The sequence below is a fragment of the Pseudomonas sp. DWP3-1-2 genome, from assembly GCF_049896285.1.
Classification (GTDB): domain Bacteria; phylum Pseudomonadota; class Gammaproteobacteria; order Pseudomonadales; family Pseudomonadaceae; genus Aquipseudomonas.
This window is the reverse complement of sequence record NZ_JAFCTZ010000001.1, coordinates 123,834-137,245: the sequence shown is the minus strand read 5'-3', so window position 1 is coordinate 137,245 and position 13,412 is coordinate 123,834. Positions and strand designations below refer to the sequence as shown.

Below are 13,412 nucleotides of genomic sequence, written 5' to 3'. Positions count from 1 at the left end.
TCTGGATCAAACGCACGGGTGCCGTCTACCGATACCCCCGCGCCTGAACATCAAACAGCGTGGCATAGCGTCCGCCAGCCGCCATCAGGCTGGCATGGTTGCCCCGCTCCAGCACCCGGCCCTTGTCCAGCACGACGATGTGATCAGCGTTTCGCACGCTGGAAAAGCGATGGGAAATCAACAGCGTCATGCGGCCTTTGGCGTACGCGCGAAAGTGCTCGAACACGGCTGCTTCCGCCCCGGCATCAAGGGCTGCCGTGGGTTCATCGAGGATCAGGATGTCGGCGTTACGGCGCATGTAGGCTCGCGACAGGGCGATCTTCTGCCATTGCCCCCCGGACAGTTCCTGGCCACCGGCAAACCAACGGCCCAGTTGCGTGGCGTAGCCCTTGTCCAACTGCTCGATAAACCCCGCCGCCATGCCTTGGCTCGCCGCGTCATGCCAGCGCTGTTCTTCGCCGAAAGCATCAATGTCACCCACGCCCAGGTTCTCGCCGACGGTGAACTGATAGCGGATGTAATCCTGGAAAATCACCCCGATACGCCGCCGCAGCGCGTCTTCATGCCAATCATTGAGATCGCTGCCATCAAGAAGGATGCGCCCTTGATTGGGCCGATACAGGCGGGTCAACAGCTTGATCAGTGTGGTTTTGCCCGAGCCGTTTTCGCCCACAAGCGCCACGCTGCGGCCGGGTGCGAGGTGCAAGTCGATGTTTTCCAGCGTGGCGTGGCTCGAACCCGGATAGGTGAAGCTCACGCCCTCGAAACGCAATCCATCGCCGGGCAATGGGCCTTCGGTGACGCCGCCTGCGTCCAGATTGACCGGGAGTGCGAGGTATTCGTACAGGTCGGCCAGATAAAGCCCGTCTTCGTACAACCCGCTAATGGCACTCAGGCTGCTGCTCACAGCGCTTTGCCCCTGCTTGAACAGCACCAGATACATGGTCATCTGACCCAGGGTGATCAGCCCGTGCACCGCATCCACCACGACCCAGGCATACGCAAGGTAAAAGGCAGCGGTGCCCAGGAGCCCCAACAGGAACCCCCAACCGTCCCTGCGCAACGTCAGACGGCGGTCTTCGGCGTACAAACGGGCAAACGTGTCGCGATAGCGCTGCAACAGCAAGGGGCCGAAGCCGAACAGCTTGACCTCTTTGATATAGGTCTCGTGGGAGAGCAATGTCTCGATGTAATTCTGCTGGCGGCTTTCGGGGGCGCGGCGCGTAAACAAACGGAAGGCGTCGCCGGAAAAGTGCGCTTCGGCGAAAAATACCGGCAGCGCCCCCAGCACCAGAATCACCAACGCCCAAGGCGAAAAATGCACCAGCAACACGGCAAAGCTGATCAGGGAGATCAGGTTCTGGGTCAGTCCCAGGGATTTGATCACCAGCGCCAGCGGCCGGGTCGAGGCTTCCCGGCGCACCCGCACCAGCTTGTCGTAGAGTTCCGAGTCCTCGAACTGGATCAACGACAGGGTTTGTGCCTTTTCCAGAATCAAGGTGTTGACCTTCTGCCCCAACTGCACCCGCAGCAACGATTGCTGCACCGACAACGCCCTTTGGGTGCCCGCCAGCAGCGCCAGCACGCCCGCCTCCATCAGCACGTAACGTAACACCGGCCAGAGCGGCGCGCTGCCTGTGTCGGCATGCAGTTGCATGGCCGCAACCACCGCATCGACGATGCGCTGACCCAAAAAGGCGGCCAGTGCAGGGAGCACGCCCGCGATCAGGGTGGCGGCCACCAGCCCTAGGGACAAGCCTCGGGAAGTGTTCCAGACCAGCCCCGCCGCACGGCGGGCCTGATCGAAAAAAGCGGTGAAACGCTGGACAACAGGCATGCGCAGATGGGCTCTCGGGCAAAGACAGTGGGATCAAGCTGTATCGAACCCGGCGCAGCGCAGAGGTTCAGAGACTAGACTCTTACATCATAAGGCGGTCCGGGAATGCCACTCGATCATTCGCCGGTCGTTCAGGAGGTCAGCCATGAACGATCCCTACAACCTGCAACGCTTCGTCGACGCTCAAGAACCTGTTTTTGATCAGGTACTGGACCAGCTTCGCGAAGGCCGCAAGAGAACTCACTGGATGTGGTTCGTCTTTCCGCAGATCAGCGGGCTGGGTCACAGCGAGACGGCCAGGTTCTACGCCATTACCTGTCTTGAGGAAGCGCAGGCTTACCTGCGACATCCGTTATTGGGGCCACGCCTTGAGCAGTGCGCGCAACTCATCGAGTCTCATGGGCGATGGACCGTACGCCAGATCCTGGGCTCACCGGACGACCTGAAATTGCACTCGAGCATGACCTTGTTCACCGTGGCAGGCCCCGAGCACAGCACGTTCAAAACGGTGCTGGATACGTTCTTCGATGGCGTCCCGGACCCGTCAACGCTGGACAGGCTAAGGCACTGATTCCAAACCCTTTCTGTCAAAAACCTGCAATCCGGGGAACTGGCTGTGTGCCACCAATGTCATAGCGCTATCAGAACAGAGATAGCATAGCGATGGCGAGCGGCCGACATTTTGAAATTCGATACATCTTCAAGGGAGAACACAAGCTCTTCGTTCAACCCGACACAACGATGTCCGATTCCGATGCCTGGTTTTACGCCTGCCTGCACGCGCGAATCGGTGTGCAACATAATCTGTCCGAACTGCGTACGGAGCTGGAAGCGTTACAGCAACACGCCGAGCGCGGCCAACTCCACTCCGTCAAATGGGAAGAATTACCCTAGCCGCCCGCCGCAACACGCTGCATGCAACGCTCCCGCCGATCGTCCACGCGCTGGGCAAACCAGGCGGTAGTGAGGTTGCGAGTGATCTTGGGGCTTTGCAGTTTGATACCCGGCAGGATTGCCCTGGGCAGGCGCTTGCCCGTCGTGGCGTCTGCCAGTGCAAACACCCGCTCATAGAGCTTTGTGTCTTCAAACGCCAGGGTATCGCCTCGCTTGAGCTGACTGAAGATCGCTGAATTGTTCATGTCCAGACGCTTGCTCAACGCACGTACCGCCAACTCGGTGGCGCTGGGCGAGGTCGAGTCATAGCGGACCAAGTCTCCGTCCAGCGCCAGTTGAATGCCCGTGACCTGACTGACTGCGTTTTGAAAGGCCGCATTACGGCTGGCGTACCACCCGGCATTGAAGTCGGCAAAACGATACAGCGGCGCCGGATAGTTCGCGGGATAACCCAGCAGATGGGCGATGCCAAAATACATGCCACCCCGACGGCTGAACACTTCCTGACGAATAGTGCCGGCCACCGGATACGGATAATTCTGCGCCTGCTTTTGCGCAAACTCGATACTGACCTGCATCGGCCCTCCGGTGTGGACCGGGTTGAAGTTGCCGAACAGGGTTTGCCCCAAGGGCACCATGCCGATGAAGTCATCAAAAATAGCGCTTAGCTGCTTTTCGGTACGGGCCGAATCCAGACGCGAGGCATAGGACTTGCCGTCAGGCGAACGAATCTGCAAGGCGGTCCGAATCAGCACGGCGGGAATATGAAGGCGCGCCGCGCGGCGGTCGATTTCGGTGCGAGCGATTTTCCCCAGCCCCGGCACTGGCGGATCAACCTGAAATGTCGACTCCTGCTCAGTCACGGCCAGCACCGAGCACAAATTCTGTGTGGTCGGGGCGATGTCCTGCGCACTAAAGGCCGTCTGGATGTCCGCCGCCCACCCTTCGCGGTCAGGCACCTTGGCCGGCATCAATCGCAAAATCTGCGCGCGAATCTGCCCTGGCGTCAGCTCCGGTCCTTCCTGGCTGCGCTGGGTGCCGCAAGCGCCGAGCAACAGCGCCGCAGCCACCATCAGCAGCGGCCTGAGCGCATTGAGGCCAAACCCTGGCGATTCGAAAAAAAACCGGATTGATCGATTCAGGTACATGCGTTCCCTGGCGTTGTATTAAGAAGGCATTCAGGCAAATCACTGACTGAAGTGAACCCAGTAGACCAGCGCCAAGCCGGGAATGCTCGGGAATATCGTGTTCGACTGCACTGCGCCGTCAAAACACCGACCACTCGATCCGTTCACTGAGTTTTTCCAACGCCGCCATTCCCGCCAGGGAATTGCCTGCCGGGTTGAGTTCCGGCGACCAGACGCACACCGAGAATCGTCCCGGCACGACCGCGACGATGCCGCCGCCCACGCCGCTCTTGCCCGGCAGACCGACGCGGTAAGCGAAGTTACCCGCTTCGTCGTACAGCCCGCTGGTGGCCATGATCGAATTGAGTTGTTTGGTCTGCCGCGCCGTGAGGATCTGCTGGCCGCTGTGGACGCAAAACCCCTGGTTGGCGAGAAAGCCGAAAGCGCGGGCCAGGTCGATGCAGCTCATGCTCAGGGCGCAATGATGAAAATAACTGCGCAGCACGTCTTCCACATCGTTGTGAAAGTTATCGAATGACTTCATCAAATAGGCCGCTGCCGCGTTACGCGAGCGGTGCTGGTATTCGGACTCAGCGACTTTCGAGTCAGAGATCACTTCCGGGTTACCGCACAACCGCCTGACAAAGTCGCGCAATGACAGGGACGGGGCGGCAAAACGCCCCTGGTTGATGTCGCAGATCACCAGTGCCCCGGCATTGATGAAAGGATTGCGGGGCCTGCCCCGCTCGAATTCCAGTTGCACCAGCGAATTGAATGGCTGACCGGATGGCTCATGGCCCAGACGCTGCCAGATGTCCTCCCCGGAATGCCCGATGGCCTGCACCAGGCTGAACACCTTGGAAATACTCTGGATCGAGAAACGCGTCGCGGCATCCCCGGCACAGTGCAGCTCGCCTTCATTGCTGTAGACCGCGATACCCAGTTGATTCGGCTCAACCTCACCCAGCGCGGGGATGTAGTTGGCGACTTTACCCTGGCCGATCAGCGGCCGTACTTCATCGAGTATCTCGTTCAACAGCTTTTGCATGGGTGCGCTCATTGTTTTTGGGACCGCATGCTAGACGATCAGCGGGCGCGGCGCATCACACAAGTGTCCCGTACAAAATCCACTGCGCCGCCCTTTCCCCCTTGGCCCAAACACCTGCTAGTCTCGGTCTGTATTCAATCGAGAGGGCATTGTTGTGACTGCAAAAATCATGCAAATCAGTCCCTGCACGGGCTGGAACTACATTCACAAGGACGGGCACTCCGGCAAGCTTTACATCCATCCCGTTGCGGCATGGGCGTTGCTGGAAAGTGGCGAGGTGGTCGGAATGATCTCAGGCGATACCAGAGAACCCATGACGCCGGGGAAAACCGCCACGCTGGTGCTGCCACCGGCCGTGGGCGGTTACTACGTTCCAGTGGAGTCCTGAGGTTCATTGCAATTGGTCTGAACTTCATTGTTGGCAGGTCCTCACATCCTCAAGGCCGCAGCGCACACCGGGCGGCCCTGACATTTACGTGTAGAGGAAAATCGACAATGACAGCCCAACTGCAAGGCAAGAACGTTCTGTTCATCACGGCCAATACTGGAATCGAGCGTGACGAGTTGCTCAAGCCGCTGCAGGCGTTACGTGACAATGGCGCGACCGCCACCCACGCGAGCATCGAAGGCGGCACTGCGCAGACGTTCCTGCAGGACACCGAAAAAGATCAGACCGTAGCGTCGGACACCCTGCTTACAGGCCTTTCGGCCAGTGATTTTGATGCGTTGATCATTCCGGGCGGCACCGTGAACGCCGACACCCTGCGTCAGGACAAGGATGCACAGCGTTTGGTCCGTGAGTTCGCCAAAGCCGGAAAAATCGTGGCCGCCATCTGCCACGGGCCATGGTTGCTGATTGACGCCGGTGTGATTGCCGGCAAGACGCTGACTTCATATCCCAGCCTGCGCACCGACCTGATCAACGCCGATGCGGCTGACTGGGTGGACGCCGAGGTCAAGGAATGCGGTGCCAATGGCTGGACCCTGATCACGTCTCGTAACCCGGACGACATTCCCGCGTTCAACGAAGCCATCGAGGCGGCGCTGCTAAAGCGCTGATACGCAAATCAGAGGGTGCTGCGTGCACCCTCTGACACAAAAAACGGGGTTAACGGAACCGGACGTGATCCTGAAGGGAGTTTGCCCACTCGGGCTACGGTGCGGACCTATCACTCCACCCGGGTCACCGATACCACATCGAAATACTTGAATTTTTCCTTGGCGGCCGCTTTCCTGGCTTCCTGCTCGGCATCGAATGTGCTCAATGTCTTGGCGTCGTACACAAACATCGTCTCCTCGCCCTCGAACACCTTGGTGCAGCGCAGGGTCACTCTCAGCGCCGGCGACACACGCTTGGGTTTCGCACGGGGAGCCTCAGGCTTCACCTCGGGCGGGGGCGGCGCGATGATGAACTCCGGCTCAGGCTCCGGCGCAGCGGTCGGCTCAAGGTCGAATTCGATGACCGGCTCCGGTTGCTCGGCGGGTTTGGCCGGCTCATCCAGGCCCAGCGCCCGACGCATGTCTTCTTCAGTCAGTCCAATACTCATGTCACTTATCTCTTTGCAAAATAGCCGTGAGCGCGATGATCAACAGGACGGCCCAAGAAAACAAGCCAAAGGATCACCCGTGACGGCATTAAAGTGTAAATACATCTTCAACGGGTTGCCCCACTCCCCGGATGACAGGTCGGACTCGCCGTGTGCCGCTGACCCGGGGTTATTGCTTCGTGACAACGGCGCCCTCGTCCTCTAGATTATGCGCCCCGAAAAGCTCGATGCCTTTCGCGCCTCAAACCGCTTAACGAAATAGTGAAATTCAATGCCTGACTCCCAAACAGAACACGCCATTACCTGCGCCAAGCTGGCTTACGAAAACGCCATGAGCCTGTCCCAGCACGTGCCAGCGGCCAAGACCATCAGCGAAATGGTCCTGGACACGTTCCAGAGCGCCAAGGAAAGCGATCAGATTCGTCAACTGCGCGCGGCGATTCGCCAGGCTCAGGACGATTTCGACGACGACCGGGCCTACGAGCTCATGGGTGAACTCAAGCAGCTCAAGGATGCAGAGGCCTCCGACAGCGCGGCACTGGCGGATTTGAGCACGCGGTTCTCCATCAGTCGCATCCTGTTCAGCTACAAGGATGACCCGGCGTTTCAGGAGTTGGTGTATAGCCTGGCGCTCAAAGTGCTGAATCAGACTCACCAGGCCATCAGCAATCCGGGTGCCAGCAAGGGCAAAACAGCCCGGGCCAAGAAGGACGTCGAAGTGTTCGCCATCAGCAAGGACGGCGCCACCGTCAGCCTGCCCATGCGCACGCCGCGCTCCAGGCCGAACGTGGACCGCGAAGCCTTTGAGTTTCTCGGTTTCACCTTCACGGGCGAAGGCGACGACGCTGAACTGCAGAGCGACACCTTCGTGGACCACGAAGGCAATGAATTACCCGCCACACGTAAAAACATCATTACCGCGTTACAACAACAGAAGGCGTTTGAAGGCTACAGCATCGCCTGAGTGCTCCGAAACGCAAAAGCCCAGTCGCTGGACTGGGCTTTGAGGCATACAACTGCAGGATCAGACGCGCCGCACCACCAACTCCACGGCCGCAATGCGTTCCACATCCTGATAGCCGTCTTCCAGTAACTCTTCGCCGAAAACATCCGGATCGAGTTCCCGGTAAGTCCAGGCCCAGGAAGGCCCCGCAATGTCTGCTTTCACGGCGGCAAAAAACGGGTCATCGCCCCCCACCATCGCCACCCCTGTGTACAGCACCAACGCGCCTCCCACCGCCAGACGCGGCAAGGACTCACGCACAATTCTGACCGACAAGTCAGCGCCCAGTGCATCGCCCCCGTGGCGGTACGCGCGTTGCCGTGCGTCCTTCATGTAAGGCGGATTGGCGACGATCAGGTCCAGATCGCCCTGCACGCCCTGCAGTATGTCGCTCTCAAGGCATTCAACGTTCTGGCATCCGGCAACCTCGGCATTGACCCGGGCAAAGTGCAATGCCTTCGGGTTGATATCCACCGCAAACACCTGGGCGTGAGGATGAGCACGGGCGATGACCAGGGCGCCGGCACCGCTGCCACAACCAATATCCACGGCGCGTTTAATGGGGGTAAACGTCCTGTTCAACTGGTCACGTATCGACTGGGCAAAACGGTAGGTGTCAGGCCCGAAGAAGACCGAATCCTCATCCGTTGTCGGAAACGCCGAATGCACCAGCGACAGATCCCCCAGACTCGACCACCTGACGCGGCTGATGAAGCTTCGTGCATGCGACACAACAATAACGGCGGCCACAAGCGCGTCGAGTTCGTCGGGCGGTAGCAGTGTCGCAGGAAACGGACGACTCCAGCCGAACACGTCCCGCAGCGATAACGCCGTCTGATTGGCTTCGCGCTCATTGACTCGCTGATGGGTCAACGGGGTCGGCGTGATAAAGCGGTAATCAGCAGCCGCCAGCCGCTGCCCAAGTGCCACCAGCGTGTCGTGGGAAGAGCGCAGGTCCGTCGTGTCCAGCGCCGGCACCGCGAAAGCCTGACCTGACATCATGCGTGCTCTCCCGTCAGACGCTCGGCCATGGTCTGGACGAAGTGCCGGGTGGCGAACAACCCGGCGGGCGTCGAGTGCCTGGCGGGCGACATACGTTCGATCAACACCTGCATCTTGCGCGGGAGAGAAGCGTCCTTGAGATCCGCCAGCAGGCCGTGCACATCCGGGTCGAGATCTTCCAGGCGCGTGTGTTGATCAGCGGTGCGAAGGCCATCGTTGCGGGGAACCGATCGAAATCTGGCACGGAATGCATCCGGTGCCCGCTTGCTGGAAGTGGATCGGGCCGCTGTGGCCAACCAGTCGCCCGCGATCCAGTCATGCAGAACCTGTTTTTCGTACGCATTGAAAACGCCGAACATGGCCGCACCCGCACCGTCGATCAATTGCCAGAAACGACTTTCAGTGGGGTCCTGATGGCGTTTGATCCAGCCACGGTTTTCCAGGACGCCAAGAAACTCGCCCATTTGATCCGGCGTTGCAAGCCACTGGTTGATTGTCTTGCCATCCAGACGGCAGTAGTCCGAATGCATGTGCTGACCGAAGGTGCGCTTGCGCTCCAGCATGGCGATCAGCTCTTGCTCAAGATCAAAGGACTGGATTACAGCGGTAGAGCCAGGCCCTAATTCATTGAGGCGGTAGCCACGGGCAATCCGGCGGTAGAAATCATCACGCTGCTCGCCCATGGGCATCAGGGCCAGCACGCTTTGCGCCGCCTTGCGGGCATGACCGGTGCTGGCGTTGTCGATGGTGATGTGCAGTGTGAAGTAATAAGGATCGATGCCCAGCTCGTTGAGTTCGAACGAGGTGATCAACAAGTGGAGGGGCAATTGCTCATAACCCAGGTTGTAGCCGATCACTTCCGGCAAAAACTGCCCGGCCTGGTTGCCCAATGCCAACTGAATGGCCCCTTGCAACCAGGCTTCATCGTCAAGGCCATCACTGACATCGCACTCCATGTCCGCCAGCAGCTTTTGGTACAGCGAAACGTGATTCAGTGCAGGATCGCCATCGCCCAGTTCTTCCAGATAGGTACGGATCAGACCGTGAAACCGATAGTCGGCCCAATGGGGCAGCAGCCCGTACAGCCAGGCGCCGTCGACCCGTTTGGTCGGCGCAACCTGCTGCAGAAAGTACATCGCGTGGGCCTTGTTGGAAAAAAAGCGGCGCGGCGCACCCTCACGGCGTTGCTCCAGATACACCGAGTATTGTTCGGCAACCTTGCTGACGCCCTCCGCAATCCACTGTTCAAGGTGCTCAGGTTGGTCCGGGAGGTCACAGGCTTGCAGGTCTGCGAGCTGCAACTGTTGGCGCAAGAACACCGCAGCCTCGGGGTCTTCTCTCGGCGTAGCGCTGTGCATCAGTGCGTCGTAGGTTGTCCTGTAGTCGCTATGCGCTGCTCGGTGCGGCTGTGAGAAAGCAGTCTCTGTCGGCAGTTGAAGAGAGGTCATAAATACTTCCTGGCAGTTCCTGATACAAACAAGAAATGTTCACGCGGGCGAGTTCACGCGAAAGCGCTTTTTTCTCGTCGTTATAAAAAGGAGTACTGGCCGTTTGGAAAATTCATCCCTCGGTGTCGGGCAACGGATGGATGGTTGCTATCCGCTACCCCTAGCAACCAAAAGCGTTTTTATGGGAAACCGCTCTATTCGTTCGAATGGAAATCACCCAAGCGTGATTTCCATTCAGACCTTGACGTTACTGCCCGGTCAACCCATCCAGCCGACGGCCGATTTCGGTATGACTTCAGACTCATCAAGGGTGGACGCGAACATGCTGACGGCCTCGACGGCGTCACTGGTGCCCGTGCGGATCTGCAGGATCACTGTACCGGCCTGATCGGCCAGGCTTACGCCCCGCTGCGCGCCTTCCTGAGTTGCGTTCATGCTGGCAACCGCTTCACGGGTCTCGGCGAGGATCATGCCGATCATTTCAGCGATCTCGGCGGTCGAGCGGCTGGTGCGCCCCGCCAGTTGCCTGACTTCATCGGCGACCACGGCAAATCCCCGGCCTTGGTCCCCGGCACGCGCGGCCTCAATGGCGGCGTTGAGAGCGAGCAGGTTGGTCTGGTCGGCAATCCCTCGAATGGTGTTGACGATCGCCGTGATCTGCTCTGAGCGGTCGCCCAGTTGCCCGACCAGTCGGGCAGAGGCGCCGATATTGTCGGCAATCTGGCGCATTTCACGGGCAGTCTGCTGAATGACTTCGGCGCCCTGCTCGGCGACTTTTTCGGTTTCCGCGGATATATGGTACGCACGTGACGCGCCCCGGGAATCGGCCTCGAATTTCTCGACACGCTCGGTAATGTCACTGGCAAACTTCACAACTTTGTAGAGTTTGCCGTCCGCGTCATAGACCGGGTTATACGTTGCTTCCAGCCAGACCACGCGGTTGTTCTTCCCAAGGCGCTTGAATTGCCCGCTGAAAAACTCGCCCGCGTTCAGGCGCCGCCAGAAGTCCGCGTACTCGGCACTGTTGACCAGGCTGGACTCGCAAAATATTCGGTGTTGTTTGCCCTTGAGTTCGTTTATCCCAAAGCCCATGACGCGCAGGAAATTGTCATTGGCCACAAGGACATTGCCTTGCAGATCGAATTCGATCACCGCCATGGCCCGGTCCAGAGCAGCCAACTTGCCTTGGATTTCGGCATCCTGGCTCACTTTGGCCGAGACATCCAGGGCGTATTTGACCACCTTGTATACCTTGCCCTGCTCGTCCATGACCGGATTGTAACTGGCCTCGAGCCAAATACTCTGTCCCGCGCGGTTGATACGATTAAACGTGCCGGATACAAACCGTCCGGCACGTAACTGTGCCCAGAACTCGCTGTATTCCTTGCTGCGGGTCAACGCTGGCGAGCAAAAGTCCTTGTGAGACTTGCTCACTATCTCTTCGGCGCGATACCCCATGGTTTTCAGGAAATTATCATTGGCACGCAGAACACGGCCGTCCAGGTCGAATTCGACCACGGCCATTGAGCGTTCCAGTGCAGCGATCAAACCTTTGAAACCCGCAACTTCGGCCGTTTTGGCCGCCAGTTCGTTTTTTAAAGCGTTATTGAACATGACGCACCCTCTGCGATACCAGAAACATCTGGACTGTGTCGTAACTATCGGCGGAAGTTGGACGAACTGAAGCTGCATTTAAACGTTATATATTGACGTCAACTTTTATTGATCAGGCTTCAATTACCCTGGGGAACACGCGCAATACGCGGGCGTATGCGCGTGTATATAGTTTTTCAATGTGGATAACCGCTCACCCACCATTAACCGACCCGCCGCAGCCGCCGATGGTGTGTCTTTCGAAACACACACTGGCGCCTGGGAATCTTTCAGGGATGACCCGCCAATGCGGTTACCAAGGCTGGGTCAAGACCATACACGTCCGGTACATAAAGCACCTGCCCGTGGCTATCGACTTGCGCGGTCCAGTAGGTGAGCAGGATGGGCACCGGCTTGGTCAACCTGAATTCATGGGTGATGCCGGTCGCCAAAAGTGTTTCGGTACGCGCGCGATCAGCCGGGCTCAACAACAGGTCGCGCAACATCAACGGCTGTTCGACCCGCACGCACCCGGAGCTGAAGGCGCGCGGGCCTTTACTGAACAGGGCCTGGCTGGGCGTATCGTGCAGGTAAACCGAGTAAGGATTAGGAAATCGGATAACGATCCTGCCCAGAGGATTCTTCGGACCCGCCTCCTGACGTAAAAGAATGTTGCCCGGATTGCTCCAGTCGATGTCTTCCGCCATCAAAGGATTACCCTCAAGGTCCAGCACTTGCAGATTGTGCTTGAGGAGGAACCCGGGATCCCGGCGAATCTCCGGAAGCTTGTCTTCGCGAAGAATGGTGGGCGGAATGGTCCAGGTGGGGTTCAGGGTAAAACGAGTGATCACGGACTTGAGCAGAGGCGTCTGCCGTTCGGCGCGGCCAACCTGGGTTCGGGTTTGCCAGACGGGAACGCCGTTCTGATAGACGCTCAACTGGGCAGCGGCAACGTTGACCAACACGCTGTCCGGCTCCAGGTCCTGTGCCAGCCAGCGGAAACGCTCCAGATTGACCCGCAACTGTTCGCGACGCATGGCCGGGCTGATATTGAGTTCCTTGACCGTGCCAGGACCAATCACGCCATCTGCCTGCAGCGAATGGCTGAGCTGAAAGCTTTTCACCGCGTTGACCAATTCCGGGGTGTAACCGTTGTCCGGCTCCATCAAGGGACTGGTCAGATAACCCTCGCTGAACAATCGCTGCGCCAATTCGGGCACGCGTGCATCTTGCATGTCCGGACGCAACAACGGGCCGTTACTGATAGGTCGCCAGGTCAGCAATGCCAACTGTCGCTGCCGGGCATAGACGCGGCGCAGATTCTGATACTGGTCAAGGCTCGGGCGGGCCTGACGGAATGCCCCTGCGATGTCCTGCAAGCCAGAGCTGGCAAGCGTCAGAACCTGCGCATCGCGATCAACCAGCGGTTCCTGGGAACGCCAGAGGGGTTCGAAGCGCGATTGCAGCAATCGGCCAAATCGCAGGTCCTGCAAGGCTTGCAGATAGTGTTGGCTGATAGCGAGATCGTCACAGACCCCGTTGGCGTTGGCCGAGGTGTCTGGCGAACTGTAGTCGCTCGGGTTGAGCCCGTCATCGGCCAGTTGCCGGATTTCCGCCTGCAATAACGACAGCCGCCCGTGAACAGACCAGACCGTTTCGTAGTCCTGCTGCTGATAAAAATTTTGCAACAGCGTGTGTCCAGGGATGTCCAGCCGTGAAGACAGGACCGGGCATTGCACCGCCAATTGGGTCAGCGCCAATTGCACCTGGCTTTGCGGATCGAGTGGCGCGTTATCGGCCATCGCGACCAATGGCACAGCGAGCAGGCAAAGGCTCAAGTAATATGCACGTTTTTTGACCAACTGCTTCACTCCAATCCATGGTCGTCGAGTGACGAAAAAACAACAACAAGC

The 13,412-nt window shown here is 58.8% G+C and carries 13 protein-coding genes; 5 read left to right on the top strand and 8 right to left on the bottom strand.

Annotation, left to right across the window (positions count from 1 at the left end):
• Nucleotides 1-25: 25 nt before the first annotated feature.
• Nucleotides 26-1,837 (bottom strand): ABC transporter ATP-binding protein, encoded by a 1,812-nt coding sequence (locus tag ACP7B0_RS00685; RefSeq protein WP_426138977.1) that lies wholly within the window; start codon nucleotides 1,835-1,837, stop codon nucleotides 26-28.
• 145 nt (nucleotides 1,838-1,982) lie between these two features.
• Between ACP7B0_RS00685 and ACP7B0_RS00680 the strand changes: the two genes are divergently transcribed.
• Both ACP7B0_RS00680 and ACP7B0_RS00675 read left to right on the top strand, forming a co-directional pair.
• A complete protein-coding gene (locus ACP7B0_RS00680) occupies nucleotides 1,983-2,408 on the top strand; it encodes a DUF1810 domain-containing protein (protein WP_426138976.1) in 426 nt (141 codons plus the stop codon).
• Between the two features lie 92 nt (nucleotides 2,409-2,500).
• A complete protein-coding gene (locus ACP7B0_RS00675) occupies nucleotides 2,501-2,731 on the top strand; it encodes a DUF6555 family protein (RefSeq protein WP_426138975.1) in 231 nt (76 codons plus the stop codon).
• On the opposite strand, the gene ACP7B0_RS00670 is transcribed toward ACP7B0_RS00675, so the two are convergent.
• Both ACP7B0_RS00670 and glsB read right to left on the bottom strand, forming a co-directional pair.
• Entirely contained in the window at nucleotides 2,728-3,804 is a 1,077-nt protein-coding gene (locus ACP7B0_RS00670) for a DUF1615 domain-containing protein (protein WP_426140032.1), read from the bottom strand. The genes ACP7B0_RS00675 and ACP7B0_RS00670 overlap by 4 nt on opposite strands.
• A 193-nt stretch (nucleotides 3,805-3,997) precedes the next feature.
• The gene (glsB, locus tag ACP7B0_RS00665) at nucleotides 3,998-4,906 is read right to left on the bottom strand and encodes a glutaminase B (protein WP_426138974.1); all 909 of its coding nucleotides are present in this window, start codon (nucleotides 4,904-4,906) and stop codon (nucleotides 3,998-4,000) included.
• A 169-nt stretch (nucleotides 4,907-5,075) separates the two neighbouring features.
• On the opposite strand from glsB, the gene ACP7B0_RS00660 reads away from it, so the two are divergent.
• Nucleotides 5,076-5,294: a hypothetical protein gene (locus ACP7B0_RS00660; protein WP_426138973.1), complete on the top strand. Its 219-nt coding sequence runs from the start codon at nucleotides 5,076-5,078 to the stop codon at nucleotides 5,292-5,294.
• 107 nt (nucleotides 5,295-5,401) lie between these two features.
• Entirely contained in the window at nucleotides 5,402-5,965 is a 564-nt protein-coding gene (locus tag ACP7B0_RS00655) for a type 1 glutamine amidotransferase domain-containing protein (protein ID WP_426138972.1), read from the top strand.
• 110 nt (nucleotides 5,966-6,075) lie between these two features.
• Here the strand turns inward: ACP7B0_RS00655 and ACP7B0_RS00650 are convergent, their stop codons facing one another.
• Complete coding sequence (locus ACP7B0_RS00650) at nucleotides 6,076-6,453, bottom strand: hypothetical protein (protein ID WP_426138971.1); 378 nt, start codon at nucleotides 6,451-6,453, stop codon at nucleotides 6,076-6,078.
• A gap of 271 nt (nucleotides 6,454-6,724) precedes the next feature.
• Between ACP7B0_RS00650 and ACP7B0_RS00645 the strand changes: the two genes are divergently transcribed.
• Entirely contained in the window at nucleotides 6,725-7,417 is a 693-nt protein-coding gene (locus ACP7B0_RS00645) for a hypothetical protein (protein WP_426138970.1), read from the top strand.
• A 60-nt stretch (nucleotides 7,418-7,477) separates the two neighbouring features.
• Here ACP7B0_RS00645 and ACP7B0_RS00640 read toward each other — a convergent pair whose 3' ends face one another.
• From ACP7B0_RS00640 to ACP7B0_RS00625, 4 genes are all read right to left on the bottom strand, one after another.
• A complete protein-coding gene (locus ACP7B0_RS00640) occupies nucleotides 7,478-8,458 on the bottom strand; it encodes a methyltransferase (RefSeq protein ID WP_426138969.1) in 981 nt (326 codons plus the stop codon).
• Nucleotides 8,455-9,906: an iron-containing redox enzyme family protein gene (locus ACP7B0_RS00635; protein ID WP_426138968.1), complete on the bottom strand. Its 1,452-nt coding sequence runs from the start codon at nucleotides 9,904-9,906 to the stop codon at nucleotides 8,455-8,457. The genes ACP7B0_RS00640 and ACP7B0_RS00635 overlap by 4 nt, the downstream gene beginning before the upstream one ends.
• Before the next feature lie 258 nt (nucleotides 9,907-10,164).
• Nucleotides 10,165-11,520, bottom strand: coding sequence for a methyl-accepting chemotaxis protein (locus ACP7B0_RS00630; RefSeq protein ID WP_426138967.1), 1,356 nt, complete (start codon nucleotides 11,518-11,520; stop codon nucleotides 10,165-10,167).
• Between the two features lie 269 nt (nucleotides 11,521-11,789).
• Nucleotides 11,790-13,361 carry a L,D-transpeptidase family protein gene (locus ACP7B0_RS00625; RefSeq protein WP_426140030.1) on the bottom strand — a complete coding sequence of 524 codons (1,572 nt, stop codon included), beginning with the start codon at nucleotides 13,359-13,361 and terminating at the stop codon, nucleotides 11,790-11,792.
• Nucleotides 13,362-13,412 lie beyond the last annotated feature (51 nt).